A 20126-nucleotide genomic window follows, 5' to 3' on the forward strand; every position below is an offset into this window, starting at 1 on the left:
CATGTTAAGTAGAACTGCCTCGGATTTGTATTGGATGTCGCGTTACCTGGAGCGGGCGGAAAACCTCGCACGGATGCTCGACATCAGTTATTCGCTGTCGTTGATGCCGCAGGATGGTCGCGGCGACGGGCTGCACGAACTCGCCATGCCGCTGCTGATCACAGGCACCCTGGACGATTACCTGGAGCGCCACGGCGAGCTGCATGCTGAACGGCTGCTGCATTTCTTTGCCCTCGATGCGGCCAACCCGGCCAGTATCTATAGCTGTCTCGGTTCGGCACGGGCCAGTGCTCATGCCGTGCGTGGGCGAATCACAGCGGACATGTGGGAAAACATCAACGCCACCTGGCTGGAAATTCGCGGTATCGCCGAACAGGGCTTGAGCCGCTACGGCATGAGCCGTTTTTGTGAATGGATCAAGGAACGTTCCCACCTGTTCCGGGGAGCGTCCTACGGCACGATCATGCGTAACGATGCATTCCGCTTCATTCGTCTGGGGACGTTTATCGAAAGGGCCGACAACACGCTGCGTCTGCTCGATGCGCGCTACGAAATGGCCGGTGATCAGGCTGAAGCAGTCAGTGACGGCACGGCTCATGCGTATTACCAGTGGAGTGCGCTGCTGAGAGCCCTGTCTTCGTTCGAGGCCTACACCGAGATCTACCGCGATGCGCCCGGTGCCCGTCAGGTAGCCGAATTGTTGTTGCTGCGGGCCGATGTACCGCGCTCCTTGCGCGCCTGCACCGAAGAAATCGACCAGATCCTCGCCAGCTTACCCGGCGCCAACGGCCGCCCCGCGCAACGCTTGGCGGCAGAAATGGATTCGCGCCTGCGTTACACCGGAATCAACGAAATTCTCGACGAAGGCCTGCACGCCTGGCTGACCGAATTCATCCCGCTGGTGCGCCAGTTGGGCAACGCCATTCACAGTTCCTACCTGGAGGCTGCATGAGACTGTCCATTAGCCACGAAACCACCTATCACTATGAAGATCAGGTGCGGGCGAGCATCCAGTACCTGCGACTGACACCCCACGACAGCGAGCGCCAGCACGTGCTCAGCTGGCAACTCGATCTGCCGCGGCCGGTGCGTGCGCAACTCGACCCGTTCGGCAATATCCTGCACGTGTTGACCATGGACGAGCCGCACGAGGCGATCATCATCGGCGCCCGTGGTCAGGTGGATATCGATGAGCTTCGCGAGGCCGAGCATGAGAGTCAGTCGGCGCTGCCGTTCCTGCGTTTCACCCGGCTGACCGAAGCCGACGAAGCCTTGCGAGCGTTCGCGCAAAAGGAATGCAAGACACGCCGGGATCGCACCGCGCTGATCGACTTGATGCATGGCCTGAACCAGCACATGACCTACACGCCGGGTTCAACAGAAGTCGACACCAGCGCTGCCCAAGCCTTTGCCGGCCGTTCTGGCGTCTGTCAGGACCATACCCATGCGTTTCTCGCCTGCGCGCGTAGCCTGGGCATTCCGTCGCGTTATGTGTCGGGTTATTTGTACAGCGAGAACAGCGAACACCTGGCCAGTCACGCTTGGGCGGAAGCCTGGCTCGATGACGCCTGGTACAGCTTTGACGTGACCAACGAACTGGCCCGGCCTGAGCGGCACTTGAAACTGGCGGTGGGCCTGGATTATCTGGATGCCTGCCCGGTACGCGGAATGCGCCGGGGCGGCGGGTGTGAGCAGATGCATGCAAAGGTGTCTGTGTCGCCGACGCCGATGCCGGTTATCTCCGTTCAACAGCAATAATCCGCATCACTACAACCCCCTGTGGGAGCGAGCAGGCTCGCTCCCACAGGGATTCTGTGTCAGGGCTTAATTTTGCGTCCGCTCATGTGTTTCAAATACCCCACCAACATGTCCAGATCCGCATCAGGCAACACCTGCGCCGTAAACCCCGGCATCTTCGCCTGCGGCCACTGGCGCAAGCTCTGTGGATCACGGATATAGCGCTTCAAGAACTCCGCCCCGAAATACTCGGTCGGGCTAAACGGAATATTCAGATCCGGCCCGAACTGCGCATCCCCGGCACCGTTCAATCGATGGCACGCCAGGCAGTTCTTCTGAAACAGCGCAAAACCCAGATTCACCGGATCGTCCGCCTTCAGTGCCGGATCAGGCAGCAGGGTTGGGAAGCGTGCAGCCACCGGCGCCAGGCGCTTGATGCTGGACACGTGGAACGGCCATTGCTCCGGGCTGATATTGCCGGCTTGCGGATCCGTCCAGACCAGATAAAACGGTCCGGCACTCTCATTGCCTTCCGACAACGGCGGCCACGGTTTCGCCGGGTCCTCAATCGCCAGCCACGCTCGCGCGCCTTGGGTGCTGAGCAAAGGAGCTGCGGCCAACTCGGCGGCAAATCCATCCAGCGCCACGGCTTGCAAATGGTCATCGGGCTTGATGCCGGTCAACAGCGCCGCCAGCGGCACCGCCTGATAGCTCATGTCCCGTTTGTAGGAAACGTCGTCGGCAATAGGGAGGGTCTGGATTTGCGGGTGCTTGAGCAGTTCTTCGGTCTGCCAGGTGCGACTGGTCGCGCCCAGCTCGAGGACCAACTGTGCGGCAAACAGAGGTGTGCTGAGCAGCAAGGCCCCGAACAGAATGAGTGTTTTCATTAGATCGCCGTCCATGTCGTGAAAGTGCCCATAGGTTGGCACAGCCACGTTGGCCCGAGTAGCGGGCCAGTCACATTTTTAGAATGACGACATAAATACCTGACATCGTTTTTAACCGACTAGCCAATCACCTTGGTCAGATTCGGCAAAATCAACAACAGCGTGGTGGCGAAAAGAATGAGCCCGGCTTGACGTACTTTCGAATGTTTGAACATGGCTTGACCGCCTTTTTTGTTATTTCCTGATGCCTGCCTGCATATCTCCATGACGACAGAGCGGTGCACTTCCTGTAGGACGAGCGCCTCGGCAAAACCCGACGACAACTTCGTACACTTCACCTTAGAGCCCGCGTCACGCGTGGTTTAGATCCATTTCGTATGGGATTGTCTATAAAAGCTATCAAAAAGGCATGAGGCCTATTGCCAGCTTCTTGGACGCCCTTCTGCTAGACAGCTCCGTGTCCTGAATCGGTTAATCCCCTAGCTCACTACCGTCCGTCTGAGCGTGTCAGTCAACGTCCGTGAGCGCTGCGGTCATTGAATCCGTGGCGGCCCGGCATAAGAGTGAGTACTCAGTATTTACTCACCGCCCAGGTTCGAGGACGTCATGACCCAAGCTTTGATTTTCGACGCGTTACGCACGCCCCGTGGCAAAGGCAAGGCCGATGGCGCCTTGCACAGCGTCAAACCGATTAATCTGGTGGCCGGCTTGCTCACCGCGCTGCAACAGCGCACGTCGCTCGATACCAGCCAGGTTGATGATGTGGTGCTTGGCTGCGTGACGCCGATTGGCGATCAAGGCTCCGATATCGCCAAAACCGCGACCCTGGTAGCGGATTGGGATGTGAGCGTCTCGGGCGTGCAGATCAACCGCTTCTGCGCTTCGGGGCTTGAAGCGGTGAACCTCGGCGCGATGAAGGTGCGCTCCGGTTTCGAAGACTTGGTGGTGGTCGGCGGTGTCGAGTCGATGTCCCGCGTGCCGATGGGCAGTGACGGTGGGGCCTGGGCGCTGGACCCTGAAACCAACCTGCACAGCCATTTCACTCCACAAGGTGTGGGCGCCGACCTGATTGCCACCCTCGAAGGGTTCAGCCGCCAGGACGTCGATGCCTACGCGCTTCACTCGCAACAAAAAGCGGCGCGGGCACGGGCGAACGGCTCGTTCAACAAGTCGCTGGTGCCGGTGCAGGATCAGAACGGCATCATCCTGCTCGATCACGATGAGTTCATTCGCGCCGACTCCACCCTCGAAGGCCTGGGCAAGCTCAAACCGAGTTTCGAGATGATGGGGCAAATGGGCTTCGATGCCACGGCGTTGCGCGTCTACAGCCATGTCGAACGGATCAATCACGTGCACACGCCGGGCAACAGCTCCGGGATCGTCGACGGTGCGGCGCTAATGCTGATCGGTTCGGAAGCCAAGGGCCGGGCGCTGGGCTTGCAGCCTCGGGCGCGGGTCGTCGCCACGGCGGTCACCAGCACCGATCCGACCATCATGCTCACCGGCCCGGCGCCGGCCACCCGTAAAGCACTGGCCAGGGCCGGCCTGCGGGTGGAAGACATCGACCTGTTCGAAGTCAACGAAGCGTTTGCCTCGGTGGTGCTCAAATTCATCAAGGACATGGCCATCGATCCGGACAAGGTCAACGTCAATGGCGGCTCCATTGCCATGGGCCATCCGCTGGGCGCGACGGGGTGCGCGATTCTCGGCACGCTACTCGATGAGCTGGAAACCCGACGCCTGCGCTATGGCCTCGCAACATTGTGCGTCGGTGGCGGCATGGGCATTGCCACCATCATCGAACGCCTCTGAGCCCCGACTTCCAAGGAAACATGTTCATGACTGAAGCCATCCGTTACGAAAAAGGTCAGGACCAGATCGTGGTCCTGACCATCGACATGCCGGGCCAGAGCGCCAATACCATGAACGCGGTCTACCGCGAAGCCATGGCAGCCTGCGTCGCCCGCCTTGTCGCTGAAAAAGACAGCATCGCCGGGGTCATCATCACCTCCGCGAAGAAGACGTTCTTCGCCGGCGGCGACCTCAATGAACTGATCAAGGTCGGCAAGCCCGAGGCCAAAGCGTTCTACGACAGGGTGCTGACCCTCAAAGGTCAATTGCGCACCCTGGAAACTCTCGGCAAACCGGTGGTTGCCGCGATCAACGGCGCCGCATTGGGCGGCGGTTGGGAAATCTGTCTGGCCTGCCATCACCGCGTAGCGCTGGACAATCCATCCGTGCAACTCGGCCTGCCGGAAGTCACGCTTGGCTTGCTGCCGGGTGGCGGCGGGGTAGTGCGCATGGTGCGGATGCTGGGCATCGAGAAAGCCTTGCCCTACCTGCTGGAAGGCAAAAAAGTTCGGCCACAACAGGCGTTGCAAACCGGGTTGATTGACGAATTGGCGAAGGACTCTGACGAACTATTGAGCAAGGCACGGGCCTGGATTCTGGCCAATCCGATGGCGGTACAGCGGTGGGACGTGAAGGGTTATCAGATCCCCGGCGGCACGCCGTCCAGCCCGGAAGTCGCGCAGATGCTCGCCATTGCGCCCTCCATCCTGCGCAGTAAAACCCAGGGCTGCATGCCCGCGCCGGAGAAAATTCTCTGCGCGGCAGTTGAAGGCGCCCAAGTGGATTTCGACACCGCGCACCTGATCGAAACCCGCTATTTCACCGAGTTGACCACCGGCCAAGTCTCGAAAAACCTGATTGGTACTTTCTGGTTCCAGCTCAATGAGATCAATGCCGGCGGCTCGCGGCCGCAAGGTTTTGCGCCTTACGTGACGCAAAAAGTCGGGGTGCTCGGTGCCGGGATGATGGGCGCGGGCATCGCGTTTGTCAGCGCATCGGCAGGCATCGAGGTGGTGCTCAAGGACATCACGTTGGCGGCAGCGGAGAAGGGCAAGGCCCATTCGGCAGCATTGCTGGACAAGAAAGTCGCTCGCGGCCAGATGATTGCCGAGCAGCGTGAGGCGATTCTGGCGCGGATCCACACCACAGAAAACGATGCGGACCTGGCCGGTTGCGACCTGATCATCGAAGCGGTGTTCGAAGACCGTGAGCTCAAAGCCAAGGTCTCGTCAGCCGCACAAAAAGTCGTTGGCCCGGATGCGGTGATCGCCTCCAATACCTCGACCTTGCCAATCAGCGGCCTGGCTACTGCGGTGCCGGATCAGAGCAAGTTCATCGGCCTGCACTTCTTCAGTCCTGTGGAAAAAATGCCGCTGGTGGAAATCATCAAAGGCGCCCATACCAGTGACGAAACCCTGGCTCGCGGCTTTGATTTCGTCCTGCAAATCAAGAAAACCCCGATCGTGGTCAATGACAGTCGCGGTTTCTTCACCTCGCGGGTGTTCGGCACCTTCACCAACGAAGGCATCGCCATGCTCGGCGAAGGCGTCAGCGCGGCGATGATCGAAACCGAGGCGCGCAAGGCCGGCATGCCCATCGGCCCGCTGGCGATCTCTGACGAAGTTTCCCTCAGCCTCATGAGCCATATCCGTCAGCAAACGGCCAAAGACCTGCAAGCTGAAGGGAAACCGCTGACAGAACATCCGGCCTTTGCGGTGATCGACTTGCTGCTCAACGAATACAAACGGCCCGGTAAAGCGGCAGGCGGCGGTTTCTATGAGTACCCGGCCGCTGGCCAGAAACATCTTTGGGCAGAGCTCAAAAGCCGTTTCGAGAAGCCTGACGGGCAGATTTCGCCCAAGGATGTGCGTGATCGCCTGCTGTTCGTACAAGCCATCGAAACCGTGCGCTGTGTGGAGGAGGGCGTGCTGACGTCGACGGCAGACGCCAACGTCGGTTCGATCTTCGGCATCGGTTTCGCGGCCTGGACCGGCGGTGCGCTGCAATTCATTAATCAGTACGGCGTGCAAGACTTCGTCGCCCGCGCCCAATACCTGGCCGCGCAGTATGGCGAGCGCTTCAATCCGCCGGCCTTGTTGCTGGAAAAAGCCGCCAAAGGGGAGACGTTCTAAGGGACCGGTGACGCCTCGCGGGGCTTGCCTTGGAACGGTGTTTCAAGGCAGGCTCTGGGGGTGTGCATTATTCCCATCACGTGTCAGGTATTTTTTATGTCGTTACGCATCTGCATTCTGGAAACCGACATTCTGCGTCCAGAGTTGGTCGACCAATATCAGGGCTACGGGCAGATGTTCAAACACCTGTTTTCGCAGCAACCTATCGCTGCCGAGTTCACGGTTTACAACGTGATGCAGGGCGAATACCCAAGCGACGATCAGACCTTCGACGCTTATCTGGTCACCGGCAGCAAGGCTGATTCCTTCGGCACCGATCCGTGGATCGAAACGCTCAGGAAATACCTGCTGACCCGCTACGAACGCGGCGACAAACTGTTGGGCGTGTGTTTCGGTCATCAATTGCTGGCGCTGTTGCTGGGCGGCAAAAGCGAACGTGCCACCCAAGGCTGGGGCGTTGGCACCCACAGTTACAAACTCGCGGCCAAGGCGCCATGGATGAACCCGGTCAGGGAAGAATTGACCTTGTTGATCAGCCACCAGGACCAGGTGACCTCACTACCCGAAAACGCGACGGTCATCGCCTCCAGCGATTTCTGCCCGTTTGCGGCTTATCACATCAACGATCAGGTGCTGTGCTTCCAGGGGCATCCGGAATTCATTCACGATTATTCGCGAGCGCTGCTGGAAATTCGTCAGCAAGTGTTGGGCGAGCAAATCTACTCCAAAGGCGTGGCCAGCCTTGAGCATGAGCATCATGGCGCCACGGTTGCGGAGTGGATGATGCGGTTTGTCGCACACAAGCCAGAAACAGTCTGACGATCACAATATCTGCGGTGAGGGACACCCTCGCCACAGGTAATCAAGCCGCTACAACCATCCCGACTTCTTGAAACTCGCCCACAAACCCGTGCATCCCACTGCGATAAAGCCCAACACCCCGAAGTACCCGTAATGCCACGCCAGCTCGGGCATGTTCTGGAAGTTCATCCCGTAAATTCCGGCCACCGCCGTTGGAAACGCCAAGATCGCTGCCCACGCCGCAAACTTGCGCTGCACCACGCTCTGGCGTGAAGCCTCCAGCAACACCCCAACTTCGATCGTCTGGCTGGCAATGTCGGCCAACGTTGTCAGGTCTTCCATCTGCCGCGTCACGTGGATTTGCACATCGCGGAAGTACGGGCGCATGTTCTTGTCGATAAACGGGAAGCTCAGTTTCTGCAGTTCCTCACCGATCTCGACCATCGGCGCTGCATAACGACGCAAGCGCAATACGTCCCGGCGCAGGCCATGCAGTTTCTGGATGTCGTGTTCATTCAGGGCGCTGCACAACACGTTGCGCTCCAGCTCATCAATTTCGGCGTGGATCGCTTCGCCCACAGGCTGATAGTTTTCGATCACGAAGTCGAGGAGGGCGTAGAGAACGAAGTCCTCCCCGTGTTCAAGCAACAGCGGGCGGGCCTCACAGCGTTGCCGGACATAGGCATAGGACGCCGAATGACCATTGCGTGCCGTGATGATGTAGCCGTTACCGGCGAAGATATGCGTCTCGATGAACTGCAGTTTGCCGTCGTTACGAATCGGCGAATACGTGACGATAAACAGTGCGTCGCCAAACGTTTCGAGCTTCGGTCGGCTGTGCTTCTCCAGGGCATCTTCGATGGCCAGTTCGTGCAGGTTGAACTGGCGTTGCAGATTGGCCAGTTCCTGGGCGTCCGGCTCTTCGAGGCCGATCCAGACAAAGTGGCCAGGTTTTGCGGCCCAGGCGGCGCCTTCGTCGAGGGTGATATTGGTGACTTTCTTACCGGCGCTGTAAACCGCAGCAGCAACAACTCTACCCATGATTCAGGTTCACTTCTTATTAGCAGGTGGCAGTGGCAGGCAATCTTTAGCTTAGCCTTGTCTGATGCTTCAGAGTGAGCGAACGCTGCAGAGTTCTAGGGTGAACGTTCACAGGCAAAAGAAAACCCGCACCAGGCGGGTTTCTTTTTATGCGGCTTGCAGTTGCCGATCCATCGAAGCGATGCACTCGCGCATCTGTTCGCGGCACTGAGCCATCAGCAGGGGCATATCGTCCAGGCTCAAACCCGCTGTCGGAATCGCCGGCAGCGAACGAATCAGAATTTCCCCACTGCGCCAGCGGTTCAATCGCATGTGTTTGACGTAACTGCTGACACACACCGGTACGATCGGCACGCCGGCAGCAATCGCCATCTGGAATGCTCCTTTCTTGAAGGGCAGCAACTCTTCGCCGAGGTTGCGCGTGCCCTCCGGGAATACCCAAATGGACGTGTCTTCATGCTGCAAGGTGTGGGTGGTGGTCAACATCGACTGGCGTGCCTTGTGCGCATTGCCGCGGTCGATCAATACATTGCCGGCCAGCCAGAACAACTGCCCGAACAACGGCACCCACTTCAGGCTCTTTTTGCCGATGCACACGGTACGGTGTGGCACCACGTTGCCAAACACAAACAGGTCGTAGTTGGATTGGTGATTGGCGATGATCACGCAGCTGTCAGGCTTGTCCATCAAGGGGCCGACATCGGCCTTCACCCGTAAACGCAAAATACACATCGCCGGCCACGCATACAGACGCGCGCACAAACGGCTGTTGTCCGGGTTGAACGGGCGACACAGGCCCAGAATCACCCCAAGCACACCGGCCAGAATAAAGTGCAGGCCCATCAATAACATACGAAACACAAACAGCATTTACAGGCCCACCGGGACGAAAGGTGGCGCAGTGTACGGATGTGCACTGTTTTCGGCAATTGCCGCTACAGAGGAGGGAGATAGGCGATGTTTGTGCGCATGTTTCCGACTTGTGGGTCAGACGCGTTCTAGAGCGGTTACAGACTTTAAACGCAATGCGTAAGAAAAAGCCCGACACGACGGCCGGGCTTTTCGGTGCGGCGAGTTTGGGTTAACCCAAGTGTTCCTGATCGAGGATGATCGCGTTGTCCAGCGTCTCCAGCAGCGCTTTGCGTACTTTCAACTTGGTGTTCTTGTGCGCGGTCATGTTGATCTTCTTCAGCTGACGAGCTGCCGCCAGTGCCGCGCCCTCCAGCTCTTCGGCCGACACCACCGCATCAAGGAAACCAGCATCCACAGCGCTCTGCGGGTTAAACATCTCGCCATTGATCACGGAACGATGGAACGCCGATTTGCGCAGACGATCACGGGCAATCTCGATGCCGGCGTGGTGCATGGTCATGCCAATCTGCACTTCGTTCAGACCAATGCTGAACGGGCCATCAACCCCGATGCGGTAATCCGCCGACAACAGCAGGAACGCACCCTTGGCCACGGCATGCCCTGGGCACGCCACGATCACCGGGAACGGGTGCGACAGCAGGCGACGGGCCAGCGTCGAACCGGCAGTAACCAACGCCACAGCTTCTTTCGGGCCGGACGTCATCACCTTCAAGTCGTAACCACCCGACAGAATCCCCGGCGTACCGGTAATGATCACCACCGCGCGATCAGTCACCGCCTGATCCAGCGCAGCGTTAAATGCGGCAATCACGTCGGGCGAGATGGCATTGACCTTGCCATTGCTCAAGGTAAGGGTCGCGATACCGTCTTCGAGATGGTAGGAAATCAACTCACTCATGACGCTATTCCTTGTATGAAAGTTGGGGCAGACGTTACCCACCACGACAGGCCAGGTAAAGCGCCGTGACTGACCCGCCAGTCACCCTTTCCCCGCCGGACACGTGTATCCCGCCACATCCGCGGCGCATTCCCTTCTATATAGAAGCCGGCGCGAAGCCGGAGATTGGCGGGTTTGCCATGCCCCCAACCCGGTGGAACAACTGAAACGCTAAGCGCATGAAAATTCTGCAAAAAAAGTTTGCCATCGGAAAAGCTTTCGACTACATTAGCGCGCCTCGACAGACAGAACTTGTTTGACGAGATACGGTGAAGTGTCCGAGTGGCTTAAGGAGCACGCCTGGAAAGTGTGTATACAAGAAATTGTATCGAGAGTTCGAATCTCTCCTTCACCGCCAAATTCGATGTAACCAGAACCCCTGATTTCGAGAGAAATCAGGGGTTTTGTGGTTTCTGGGTGCTGGATTTTATAAGTGGCACTCTCATTTTTGAAGTTTATGTAGGACGAGTCTCTTACCTGTAGGAAGTCGTACCGGATGGTGCGTTATAAGGTTTTAGCGTCTTCTTGAGCCTCTCTTGGAAAGGAATACCCATGATCACCACCACGACCCACGCCATCGAAGGCCGCCAGATTACTGCTTACCTGGACATCGTCAGCGCTGAATCAGTGCAGGGCGTTAACGTTATCCGCGACATCTTCGCCGGAATGCGGGATTTTTTCGGGGGTCGTTCTCAGACGTTGGAGCGGGCGTTGAAGGAAGCGCGGATTCAGGCGACGGACGAGCTCAAGGAGCGGGCGCGGGCACTTCAGGCAGACGCAGTGGTGGGGCTGGATTTTGAGATCAGCATGCCGGCAGGGAAAGGCGGGATGGTGGTGGTATTTGTGACGGGGACGGCGGTCAAGCTGAACTGAGCCGACCTGTTTAATCGCGCAGTTTTTTTCCGGCCCAACGCGGGCCATTCGTCGGGCATGCAAAAATCTGAATTACAAGTCCGGTAATGACCGGCTAGTCTCAAACGCATTGGTGGTCGATATTTTTCAGGCAAAAGGCTTTGCCGGTGTCGACTCTTTTTGAGAGGGGAAAAGGTATGGCTGATCCGTATATCGAAGACGACGGGGCTGAATTTCCAATCAACAATTGCGTTAAATGCGGCCAGACAGAGTATGTGGCGGGCTTCGGGGAAGACCCGGTCCAGATCAACAAAGTGAAATCAACAGTGCCCAGAGGACCGAAGGCGAAATTTCTGCCGAGAGTGGCGGCGCCTTCCAGGAAATAACCGTTCCCCGGTCCAACCCCGCCATTGAGCGGGGTTTTCATTTTGGTACCGGTTATCGGTTTAAAACGGTCCACAGCCGCTCGGTGGTGATGGCTGTTTATTTTTCACAAACTTTTCACACCGTCGCCCGTAGGCTCAAACCATCCGTTAGAAAGCAGTACCTGGCCCGTTCCCCAGCGGGCTTTTTTTTGCCTGTGATAAAACCTTTTCCATAAAAGTTGTCCAACCGTCGCTAATTGCGAAGTGCGGAGGATTTTGTGTGGACGTTTACCGCGTTAAAGCATTCAATTCCCGCCTTTCGTTTATCCCCTATTTTTGAGGTTTTCGTCATGCGTTTAACACTGCCTGCGCTGGTTCTTGGGCTTTTGGTTGCTGAAGGTGCGATGGCTGCCAGTGATGGCACCGCGGCAATCGGCGGCGGTCTGGGCGGCGCGCTGGGTAATGTGGTCGGCCAGAGCATGGGCGGCAGCACCGGTGCAGCGATTGGTGCGGGCGTAGCGGGCGCAGCCGGCAGTGCTGTTGCCGCACGCAAAGGCCACCGTACTTCCGCTGCCATTGGTGGTGGCGTTGGCGCGGCCGGTGGTTCGGTGATTGGCAACAGCCTGGGCGGCAAGAACGGTTCTACCATCGGCGCTGGTTTGGGTGGTGCTTTGGGCGGCGGCGTTGGCAGCAACCTGGCCAACGGTCACAAGCGTCACTGACCCTGATCAATCTGCATCGAAGAGCCCGGGTAAACTCCGGGCTTTTTAGTTAATGAACGATTCTTTGACCCACACCTCAAAGGTCGTATACCCCCGAAGAACAAGAGGCGTTCCATGACTCCGGTTAACAACGGCAAAAACTGTAGAAACATCATGGCTCGACTTTTGGTGCTGTCTGCGTTTGTGGTTGGACTGTTGGCGGCTCAAGGTGCAATGGCGGCCAGCGACGGCACCGCTGCAGTGGGTGGTGGTCTGGGCGGTGCGTTGGGTAACGTCGTCGGCGGACAGTTGGGCGGCAGCACAGGCGCCGCCATTGGTGCGGGCGTTGGTGGTGCGGCAGGTAGCGCAGTCGGTGCGAGCAAGGGCAATCGCAATGAAGCGGCCATTGGCGGTGGATTAGGTGCGGCAGGCGGCTCGGTGGTTGGCAACAGCCTCGGCGGCTCTACCGGTTCGACCATCGGTGCGGGCCTTGGTGGTGCCGCGGGTGGTGCAGTCGGGAACAACCTGGGCGACGGCGGCAACAATGGCGGCTCGCATTCCGGCCACGGAAACGGTCACAAACATAAGCACAAAAACAAGAATCACTAATACGCTCTCGAATAGAAACCCGGCCTGGTGCCGGGTTTTTTGCGTCTGTCATTCGCAATCCGGAACGATTGGCTACAGGCAGTCTCGAACTTCATACACCCCCCAACTACGCGAGGCATGCCATGACGCCGGAAACCGAAGGTAAGGAACAAAAAGGCCCGAACGGGCTTCCGTTCATCAACGACCCTGGCAATGAAGATCCGGGGTCATTGATGGACGACGCCACGGTGCCCCTCAACGACTCTGATGACGCGGGTGACGTGGGAAACCTTGAGTACGAAGAAGAGGATGAAGACGTAGGTTGATGTGTCTTGTAAGACCGATCGTCTCCCTGATCGAACGCAACTAGGCATCACACCTCGAAATACCAGGGCCTGATTTTCAGGCCCTTTGAGAGGTGCTTATGAACGCAGGTCCGAAAGACACCGACACTGACGACACCCCTGAATATCCGCTGCCTTCGCCCACTGATTCGTTGAGTCGTGATCAGCGTCCGCCGGATGACGATACGGCGGTGGAACAAGTGCCCGCCGATGATGTGACGCGCGGTGATGTCGAGGCGGATCCTGAAGATCCGGACATTGCCGGTGAGGATTACTCGGGTGAGCCGAGCTGAAAAGCCGCTCGTCGATTGTGTTGCACCTTTGAAAAAAGAGCGCTGCCAGATCAGGAGTGTGCATTTTTTAAAGGAGATGCGTCATGGTCAGTTCAGAATTAACAGCCCTGACCATTGCAGGGCTGTTGTGTCTTGGCTCGTTGAATGCGTTTGCTCAATCCAATGGGAACGATGCGCCTGTGGATAAAGGGGGGATGCCTCCGTCGACTGAAATGGATGCGAATTCTGCGGATGGGAATGCGTTGCCGCCGGGGAGTATTAATGGTGGGAATGGGGGTGATGCTAATGGGAGTAGTACTAGTCCGGGGAATGGGAGTGGGGCGGTAAGTGGTGGGAGTGGGGCAGGTGGATCGGACAGCTCTGGAGAAGAGGCTGATGGGAGAAAGAAAGAGACCGGTACTTAAAGCGGTAAAAAGCCCGGGTAATGTACCGGGCTTTTGGTATTTAGTTACGACTAGTCCTCATCGTAGGTTTTTTCAGTCTCTATCCATTTTCTATAAAAGGCGCGCTGTTTGGCTGAGTCGTTAGTTAAATTGTGTTCGTCGTAATCGAATATGTAAATCACGTCGTCGAATGATGATGCTTTACCTAAAGTCAATTCATATGCTTTCAGCCCAAGGGACATCTGTGATGACATGCTGGACGTATGAACATTTACTTTTGATCCTTTGCATAGGAATTTTATTTCAGTGTTGTCTTCTCTAGTGCGAGCGAAGCATCTATAAAAATCAGAGTCAGAATAGGTTTTAGATACTCCGTTTTGCATCGTAAACATAATGGTTACATCGCCGTTTCCACCTTTGTTATCGCATGTCAATCGAGCCGTTTCTTTAATTCCATTGTTTTCAATTGTTATTTCTACTGTCCGGATCATTTTTTAATCCTCCTGTTGGGGTTAGGTATGGAATAACCAAAGTCTTTGCCATTATCAAGAATTAGGGTTGCTCCCAGTACATCCTCTTTTTCAATGCGGCTTGGAATGGCAATTTCTTTTTCTCTACCAAACTCGTACAAAGATCCTAATTCAATATTTAGATCGTGTCCGGGGATTTTGTTGAGTGTGTATAGATAGCCCGTTTTTGTGTTGTATTCAGTGGCAAAAAATTTCCCGGCTTCCCTAGAAGTGGATGTGCTAATAAAATTGCTCGGTGGATCCCGACTGTCCAATGAGTGTAGAAGTAGGTCGTTGCTTTTTCCTTTGCTTTTAAAACCATTTTCAAATACATCGTGAGGCTCCCTTTCGTCTCCGCGATATAAGAAGTCGTCCTCTTTTTTGGGTTTCGGTAATTGGGGTTCACGATCTTTAATCGTTATCTTGCTAGCCGGATCCTCCTCCCCAAACGCCGGCCGCTTACACCCATCCACCCCAGGACAGTCATTCAACCCCAACGGATCAACCCACCCTGTCGGGTTCCGCGTGTACTGATACCCGTTCAACCCACCCTTCAACCCACTCGGATCGGGCGTCAGATAACGCCCCACATCCGGGTTGTAATAACGATGCCGGTTGTAATGCAGCCCCGTCTCTGCGTCGAAATACTGCCCTTGAAACCTCAACGGTTGATCCAGCACCTGATGGGTGTCGCGGTTCAGTCGGGTCAAGCGACCGTAGGCGGTGTATTGCGCGGCCCAAATGGTGTCGCCGCTGTAGTCGGTAAGTTCTTGCGGGGTGCCTAGGTGGTCGAGTTGGTAGTAGAACGGGCAGGCTTGGCGCGGGCCTTTGCCGTCGAGCATGGCGAGTGGGCGGAAGGTGCCGGGTTCGTAGAGGTAACTGCGGTGGTGGTCCTGGCTGTGTTCGGCGACAAGGTGGTCGCCTTGCCAGAAAAACTCGGTGGTTTTGCCGTCGACGGTTTTGCTTATGCGGCGGCCAAAGGCGTCGTAGCGGTAGATTGCGTGGGTGCCGTTGGGCAGCGTGGCGCTGATTAATCGGTGTTGGCAGTCGTAGCGGTATTCGGTGACGAGTTTTTGCCCGGTGCCCCGGCGTTCGTTGATCAGGTTGCCGAACGCGTCGTACTCGAAGTGGCGGTCGCCTTGCATCAGCAGGCGATTGCCTTTGACGGAGGCCGGGCCGGGGCGATCCTGCATCAGCAGGTTGCCGGCGGGATCGTGGGCGAAGCTTTCGGGCTGTTGATCGCGGGAGTGGCGGACGCGGATCAGGCGATTGAGCGGATCGTATTGGTAGTTGCGTTGGCCGTGGCGGGTGTCGGCGATGGTGTTGAGATTGCCGTTGGCGCTGTAGGCAAAGTCGCGACGATAAAGCGATTGCTGATTTTGGTTTACAGCGTGGGCTGTCAGGCGACCTTGTTCGTCGTGGTCGTACTGACTGTGTAACAAGCCTTGCTGGCGCTGCAGTTCGCGGCCGAACTCATAGGTGTGATTTGTGAGACGGGTGCCGTTGAGGTCGATGGCTGTCAGCGCACCACCCTGGGCGCGGTGGTAAGCGATTTTGCTGTTGTCAGGCAGGCGCAGGTGGTTGAGTCGGCCGCAAGCGTCGTAGCCATAGCGCAATGTGGCCCAGCTTTGGTGTTCAGTGATCAGCCGGTTTTGAGTGTCGTATTCGAATTCCAGTGGGTGATCGTGGTTGTCATCGACGCTGACCAAGCGGCCGAGGCTGTCGTACTGGTATTCAACATTGCTGCCATCGGGCAGGGTTTTGATCAGCAGGCGACCGGCAGAGTCTCGTTGGTAACGGGTCAGCAGTTGCGAGCCGTCATCGCCGAACTCGGTTCGCTCCAGCAGGTGGCCGTTGAGGTCGTAGGCATACGCCGTTTGTCGACCGTCAAACCCGACTTCCTGTCGGATCAATCCGCTGGGCGTGTAGTCCAGTCGATAGTGTTCGCCGGATTCGTTCTCGATTTCGGTCAGCAGTAGCCGTGCGTTGTCATAGCGGTAATGCAGTTGGGTGCCGTCGGGGTTGATCCGGCGGCTGACCAGATGCAGGTCATCGTCGTACTCGAAGCGCGTGATCCGTCCCAGTTCATCGCGTTCGGCGGTGATTTTGCCGTAGGCGTTGTAGCTGAAGGCTCGGCTGGCGCCGGTAGGAAGCGTCGTCTGTATCAGTCGGCCGACGGCGTCCCATTGGAAGTAAGTAACAGCGCCATATTCATCCTGACGGCAAATCTGCCGTCCCAGAGCGTCGTAGGAAAATCGCCGCTGGCCGCCGTCTGGCAGGGTTTCCTCGATCAGTTGCCCGATAGCGTCCCGCACGAACACATGACGACCGTTGTCCGGATAACGAATCGATGCCAGTTGTCCTTGAGTGTCGTAGTGGTAGTGAGTGATCTGGCCGTCGGGGGCGATGGACTCGATGACATCGCCCTGAGCATTGCGTTGGTATTTCCAAACCGCCTGTCCGCGATAGCGCGCATGCAGGAAACCGTTGCGGTATTCGTAGGACGTCGGCTCATCTTCTGGTGGAATCAGCGCAACCAGCCGCCCGAGATCGTCATAGCGATATTGAGTAATCGCCCCCAGCGGCCCCTGTTCGGCAATCAGCTGACCTTTTTGATCATAAGTCTTGAGCTGCTCGGCGCCATCCGGCGCGACCCGGCGCACCAACCGCGCCGTATCGTCATGGACGTAAACCTCCTCGCTGCCATCGACGTTTTTAACCCGTACTGCGCCGTTGTTGTCCCAGGCATAGTGCGTATCCATTTGTGCGAACGTCGCCCAGTGCCTTGTGCATCGGGCCGCTTTGCCAGATCGCTCCCACTCCCAATAGATACTGGCGCCACCGGCCAGTTGCCGCTGGAGAATCACGTGTTGGTCGTCGTAGTCGTACCGTTCGCTTTCCCCGGCGGCATTGGTCGCTTCGATCAGTCGCTGTCGGGCGTCGTAGCGGTAGGCAATCAGCGTTTGCTCGTTACGCCAGGTGTCATTCGCGGTGTCGGTGGGATGAAATGACTGATACTCGACGGCGACAATGTGCCGGCGCTCGTAGCGCAACAACAGCGAACGACCGGCGCCGTTGTCGAGGCGCTGAATGCGATCTTGACGATCACGAGTGATGTGCAACCGGTTGTTGTAGGCGTCGCTGATTGCAGTCAGTCGACCATTGCGGAAGTGATAGAACCGCACAGTCTCGCCAGCGAGGGCGAGCACCAGTTCCTCTGGCTGATCGCCTAGGTAGATAGCTGACCGCGACAGGCTGTTGTGAATAGCCGGGCGTTCCAGACTGGGCAGCGGAAACGTTGTGCGACGGTTTTCGTGGTCGATCCAGACGACCTGTTCTGCGTCCAGTTCCAAGCGGTGCGCCAGCGAATGACTCCAGCCCCAGCCCAGTCCGCAATCGATTTCCACAGCGCTGGTTCGGTACAACCGGGTGAACGCAAACGGCAGCAAACCGTTAAGCGATCCATCGTCCAGGGTCAGCAGTTCTTCGCCGGTGACCATCGACACCGGGCAGCCATTGGTGCAGGTCAGTGGAGCGCAATCGGCGCTGTCGCCGTTTGGGTTTTTCGCCTGCTCGGCGGCATCGTCCCGTTGTTCGTGCCGGCCCAGGCGAGTCTTGGCTGCTGATTTGTTGCGAGCGATGGCGACCGGGTTGTTGACCAACACAACCGGGGCAGAGCCCGCGCTGATCTGTAACGGCACCGCAGGCGCAGGGTTCAGCGGCGCATTCCGAATGTTGACGGCGAGGGGCTTGAATACACCCGCATGGGGCGTCAGATCGGATAGGGTAGCCAGTCGCAAACTCGCGGCTGCCAGCCATTTTCTCGCTCGCTCCGATTTGATCGTGCTCAGCACCTTGGCACTGATACCGACCCTCACCCCTACAGACCCCGTGTAGCGTGCCAACAGGAGTCCGATCAATATCCCTGTACGAATTTCCGCCACAACTTCGGCGATATGCTGCGGTGGCATCATCCGCAACCAACTGGTGAGCGCCGCCAGATGGATGAACATCAACGGCTCGTCACTCAACACCAGCAGCAGATTGGCAATCGATTCAGCCGAGGCGTTCAGCAGCGTTTCAAGCTCGACCTCGGTCAGGTATTCAAGGAGCTTTTCGCTGTTGGCCTGCAGGTCGGTGATCAGCTCGTAAATCTGCTTCACGTCGTCCCACACACCATTGAGCGAGTTCTCGACACCGCGCCAGTCAGCCTGTTTCAGCAGGCCGTAGCGCTTGATGAATCCGGCCTCGGAGAACTCGGCCCATGAAGCTTCGAATTCAGTCGTCCACTCATTGCGCAGCCAGTCTTCCAGGCCGTCGATGACGCCTTGATAGGAGGCGTACAGCGCTTTGACATGGTCAGTGGAAACATTCGGAAAGAAGGTGATGCGGTAACGTTGACCGCGGTCGCAGTCGGGGATTTCGAGAATGCCGCTGGGGCCGATAGTGTGGTTGACCGGCTCGCCATAGGTGCCGTCAGCGTTCAACGGCTCGAGCGTTACCGGCGTATTGCCAATCGGCACGAATCGCGCCGCGTCGAACATGTGCACCAGCGTCAACGGGCCGTTAGCCGGGCACGCCCCGACGGTGGAGCTGACAGGCGCAGTGGAATGCTTTGGCGCGTCCAGCCGGACTTCGTTGCCGACCTTGAACACCTGCTCGATTTCCAGCGTCTGGCCGGTCCAGAAACTCTCCGCCCAGGCGTCGTAGTCGTTGAGGCACAGTCGAAAGTCAGCCAGCAACCCTTCGACATTCGGCTGCTCAGGATCCATGGCAGCGACCACCAGCAGTCCGATGGTGTTGTTCAAGGCCAGAACCTTTTCAGGTGCGAACATTCGCAGTCCCTCGCGCAGATCAAATGTGAGCGCGAGACTTTGCTTGGGATCAGCGGGTAAAGAAGTCGGGAAAAGAGGCGTTTTATGTAGGGAAAGTCGCTAAATGACGACCAGCACTTTTTGTAACGGTCGGGCATTGCCCGTTGCTCAATGTCAGCCGCGCTCGCTATGCTGCTGAATCCTTTAATCGATCACGGACACGGCCACACCAGAGCGGCCTCCGGGATGTCATTTGAAAACGGATCCGATGCGATGAATGCAGCGCTCAATCAGTTCGGCCCGATCAAGGCTGTGATTTTCGATATGGACGGCTTGTTGCTGGACACCGAGGGCATTTACACCGAGGTCACGTCGCTGATTGCCGCGCGTTACGGTCGGGTTTTTGACTGGAGCATCAAGCAAAACATCATTGGCCGTGGGGCCGGTGATCTGGCGCGCTACGTGGTCGAGGCGCTTGATCTGCCGATCACCGCCGAAGAGTTTCTGGTGATTCGAGAGCCGCTGATGCGCGAACGTTTCCCTGCCGCACTGGCAATGCCGGGCGCAGAGGAACTGGTGCGGCACTTGAAAGCCAACAATATTCCGATTGCCGTGGGCACCAGTTCTTCGCGTCAGTCGTTCGGGCAGAAAACCACGTTGCACCGTGACTGGTTTGCGCTCTTCGACTTCATCGTGACGGCCGATGACCCGGAAGTTGGCGCAGCCAAACCGGCGCCGGATATTTTCCTCACGGCCGCGCGGCGCCTGGGCGTTGCACCTGAGGACTGTCTGGTGTTTGAGGATTCGCCGTTTGGCGTCACCGCGGCGAAAGCGGCGGGGATGACCGCGATAGCCATTCCGGATGCGGCCATGGGGGATGAAAAATATGCGCATGCCGATGGCATTCTTCGTACGCTGAAGGCGTTCACGCCGAGTGCCTGTGGCTTACCGGCCCTCGAATGGGCTTGAAGTGATAAACAAACAAAAACGCCGGCAACCTTTAACAGGTTGGCGGCAT

The 20126-nt window shown here is 57.5% G+C and carries 18 protein-coding genes and 1 tRNA gene; 13 read left to right on the forward strand and 6 right to left on the reverse strand.

What is annotated here, in order from left to right; genetic code table 11:
• Position 1: 1 nt before the first annotated feature.
• Positions 2-952, forward strand: coding sequence for an alpha-E domain-containing protein (locus tag NL116_RS09460; RefSeq protein ID WP_494376935.1), 951 nt, complete (start codon positions 2-4; stop codon positions 950-952).
• A complete protein-coding gene (locus tag NL116_RS09465; protein ID WP_494376936.1) occupies positions 949-1758 on the forward strand; it encodes a transglutaminase family protein in 810 nt (269 codons plus the stop codon). Before NL116_RS09460 ends, NL116_RS09465 begins: the two co-directional genes overlap by 4 nt.
• Positions 1759-1817: 59 nt before the next feature.
• On the opposite strand, the gene NL116_RS09470 is transcribed toward NL116_RS09465, so the two are convergent.
• Positions 1818-2639, reverse strand: a complete 822-nt coding sequence (locus NL116_RS09470; RefSeq protein WP_494378027.1) for a c-type cytochrome — start codon at positions 2637-2639, stop codon at positions 1818-1820.
• A gap of 591 nt (positions 2640-3230) precedes the next feature.
• Here NL116_RS09470 and NL116_RS09475 point away from each other — a divergent pair.
• The 3 genes from NL116_RS09475 to NL116_RS09485 all read left to right on the forward strand — a co-directional run bounded on the left by NL116_RS09475 (position 3231) and on the right by NL116_RS09485 (position 7426).
• Positions 3231-4436, forward strand: a complete 1206-nt coding sequence (locus tag NL116_RS09475) for an acetyl-CoA C-acetyltransferase (protein ID WP_494376937.1) — start codon at positions 3231-3233, stop codon at positions 4434-4436.
• A 26-nt stretch (positions 4437-4462) separates the two neighbouring features.
• A complete protein-coding gene (locus NL116_RS09480) occupies positions 4463-6607 on the forward strand; it encodes a 3-hydroxyacyl-CoA dehydrogenase NAD-binding domain-containing protein (protein WP_494376938.1) in 2145 nt (714 codons plus the stop codon).
• Between the two features lie 96 nt (positions 6608-6703).
• Positions 6704-7426, forward strand: coding sequence for an amidotransferase (locus NL116_RS09485; protein WP_494376939.1), 723 nt, complete (start codon positions 6704-6706; stop codon positions 7424-7426).
• A gap of 51 nt (positions 7427-7477) precedes the next feature.
• On the opposite strand, the gene NL116_RS09490 is transcribed toward NL116_RS09485, so the two are convergent.
• The 3 genes from NL116_RS09490 to NL116_RS09500 all read right to left on the reverse strand — a co-directional run bounded on the left by NL116_RS09490 (position 7478) and on the right by NL116_RS09500 (position 10220).
• A complete protein-coding gene (locus NL116_RS09490) occupies positions 7478-8449 on the reverse strand; it encodes a magnesium and cobalt transport protein CorA (RefSeq protein WP_494376940.1) in 972 nt (323 codons plus the stop codon).
• Positions 8450-8596: 147 nt separating this feature from the next.
• Positions 8597-9319, reverse strand: coding sequence for a 1-acylglycerol-3-phosphate O-acyltransferase (locus NL116_RS09495; protein WP_494376941.1), 723 nt, complete (start codon positions 9317-9319; stop codon positions 8597-8599).
• A gap of 211 nt (positions 9320-9530) precedes the next feature.
• Positions 9531-10220, reverse strand: coding sequence for a crotonase/enoyl-CoA hydratase family protein (locus NL116_RS09500; protein WP_494376942.1), 690 nt, complete (start codon positions 10218-10220; stop codon positions 9531-9533).
• 307 nt (positions 10221-10527) lie between these two features.
• Between NL116_RS09500 and NL116_RS09505 the strand changes: the two genes are divergently transcribed.
• The 7 genes from NL116_RS09505 (at position 10528) to NL116_RS09535 (ending at position 13402) form a co-directional block, all read left to right on the forward strand.
• Positions 10528-10617 (forward strand) — tRNA-Ser (locus tag NL116_RS09505).
• A 194-nt stretch (positions 10618-10811) separates the two neighbouring features.
• A complete protein-coding gene (locus NL116_RS09510) occupies positions 10812-11132 on the forward strand; it encodes a YbjQ family protein (RefSeq protein WP_494376943.1) in 321 nt (106 codons plus the stop codon).
• Between the two features lie 176 nt (positions 11133-11308).
• On the forward strand, positions 11309-11497 hold the full coding sequence (locus NL116_RS09515; RefSeq protein WP_494376944.1) for a hypothetical protein: 189 nt from the start codon (positions 11309-11311) through the stop codon (positions 11495-11497).
• 329 nt (positions 11498-11826) lie between these two features.
• Positions 11827-12198, forward strand: a complete 372-nt coding sequence (locus NL116_RS09520) for a bacteriocin (RefSeq protein WP_494376945.1) — start codon at positions 11827-11829, stop codon at positions 12196-12198.
• Positions 12199-12351: 153 nt separating this feature from the next.
• Positions 12352-12786 (forward strand): hypothetical protein, encoded by a 435-nt coding sequence (locus NL116_RS09525; RefSeq protein WP_494376946.1) that lies wholly within the window; start codon positions 12352-12354, stop codon positions 12784-12786.
• Between the two features lie 122 nt (positions 12787-12908).
• Entirely contained in the window at positions 12909-13091 is a 183-nt protein-coding gene (locus NL116_RS09530) for a hypothetical protein (RefSeq protein ID WP_494376947.1), read from the forward strand.
• A 98-nt stretch (positions 13092-13189) separates the two neighbouring features.
• Positions 13190-13402, forward strand: a complete 213-nt coding sequence (locus tag NL116_RS09535; protein ID WP_494376948.1) for a hypothetical protein — start codon at positions 13190-13192, stop codon at positions 13400-13402.
• Positions 13403-13856: 454 nt separating this feature from the next.
• Here the strand turns inward: NL116_RS09535 and NL116_RS09540 are convergent, their stop codons facing one another.
• Both NL116_RS09540 and NL116_RS09545 read right to left on the reverse strand, forming a co-directional pair.
• Positions 13857-14276: a hypothetical protein gene (locus NL116_RS09540; protein WP_494376949.1), complete on the reverse strand. Its 420-nt coding sequence runs from the start codon at positions 14274-14276 to the stop codon at positions 13857-13859.
• On the reverse strand, positions 14273-19129 hold the full coding sequence (locus tag NL116_RS09545) for an RHS repeat-associated core domain-containing protein (RefSeq protein WP_494376950.1): 4857 nt from the start codon (positions 19127-19129) through the stop codon (positions 14273-14275). Before NL116_RS09545 ends, NL116_RS09540 begins: the two co-directional genes overlap by 4 nt.
• 252 nt (positions 19130-19381) lie before the next feature.
• Between NL116_RS09545 and NL116_RS09550 the strand changes: the two genes are divergently transcribed.
• Positions 19382-20077, forward strand: a complete 696-nt coding sequence (locus NL116_RS09550) for an HAD-IA family hydrolase (protein WP_494376951.1) — start codon at positions 19382-19384, stop codon at positions 20075-20077.
• Positions 20078-20126: the final 49 nt, after the last annotated feature.

It is taken from the genome of Pseudomonas sp. FBCC-B1667, assembly GCF_059133255.1.

Excerpts from the sequence above, each read along its gene's own strand:
- NL116_RS09520 (WP_494376945.1), top strand. The coding sequence starts at position 11,827 with ATGCGTTTAACACTGCCTGCGCTGGTTCTTGGGCTTTTGGTTGCTGAA.
- NL116_RS09490 (WP_494376940.1), bottom strand. The coding sequence starts at position 8,449 with ATGGGTAGAGTTGTTGCTGCTGCGGTTTACAGCGCCGGTAAGAAAGTC.
- NL116_RS09530 (WP_494376947.1), top strand. The coding sequence starts at position 12,909 with ATGACGCCGGAAACCGAAGGTAAGGAACAAAAAGGCCCGAACGGGCTT.
- NL116_RS09515 (WP_494376944.1), top strand. The coding sequence starts at position 11,309 with ATGGCTGATCCGTATATCGAAGACGACGGGGCTGAATTTCCAATCAAC.
- NL116_RS09500 (WP_494376942.1), bottom strand. The coding sequence starts at position 10,220 with ATGAGTGAGTTGATTTCCTACCATCTCGAAGACGGTATCGCGACCCTT.
- NL116_RS09495 (WP_494376941.1), bottom strand. The coding sequence starts at position 9,319 with ATGCTGTTTGTGTTTCGTATGTTATTGATGGGCCTGCACTTTATTCTG.
- NL116_RS09475 (WP_494376937.1), top strand. The coding sequence starts at position 3,231 with ATGACCCAAGCTTTGATTTTCGACGCGTTACGCACGCCCCGTGGCAAA.
- NL116_RS09550 (WP_494376951.1), top strand. The coding sequence starts at position 19,382 with ATGAATGCAGCGCTCAATCAGTTCGGCCCGATCAAGGCTGTGATTTTC.
- NL116_RS09480 (WP_494376938.1), top strand. The coding sequence starts at position 4,463 with ATGACTGAAGCCATCCGTTACGAAAAAGGTCAGGACCAGATCGTGGTC.
- NL116_RS09545 (WP_494376950.1), bottom strand. The coding sequence starts at position 19,129 with ATGTTCGCACCTGAAAAGGTTCTGGCCTTGAACAACACCATCGGACTG.
- NL116_RS09460 (WP_494376935.1), top strand. The coding sequence starts at position 2 with ATGTTAAGTAGAACTGCCTCGGATTTGTATTGGATGTCGCGTTACCTG.
- NL116_RS09535 (WP_494376948.1), top strand. The coding sequence starts at position 13,190 with ATGAACGCAGGTCCGAAAGACACCGACACTGACGACACCCCTGAATAT.
- NL116_RS09470 (WP_494378027.1), bottom strand. The coding sequence starts at position 2,639 with ATGGACGGCGATCTAATGAAAACACTCATTCTGTTCGGGGCCTTGCTG.
- NL116_RS09525 (WP_494376946.1), top strand. The coding sequence starts at position 12,352 with ATGGCTCGACTTTTGGTGCTGTCTGCGTTTGTGGTTGGACTGTTGGCG.
- NL116_RS09485 (WP_494376939.1), top strand. The coding sequence starts at position 6,704 with ATGTCGTTACGCATCTGCATTCTGGAAACCGACATTCTGCGTCCAGAG.
- NL116_RS09540 (WP_494376949.1), bottom strand. The coding sequence starts at position 14,276 with ATGATCCGGACAGTAGAAATAACAATTGAAAACAATGGAATTAAAGAA.
- NL116_RS09465 (WP_494376936.1), top strand. The coding sequence starts at position 949 with ATGAGACTGTCCATTAGCCACGAAACCACCTATCACTATGAAGATCAG.
- NL116_RS09510 (WP_494376943.1), top strand. The coding sequence starts at position 10,812 with ATGATCACCACCACGACCCACGCCATCGAAGGCCGCCAGATTACTGCT.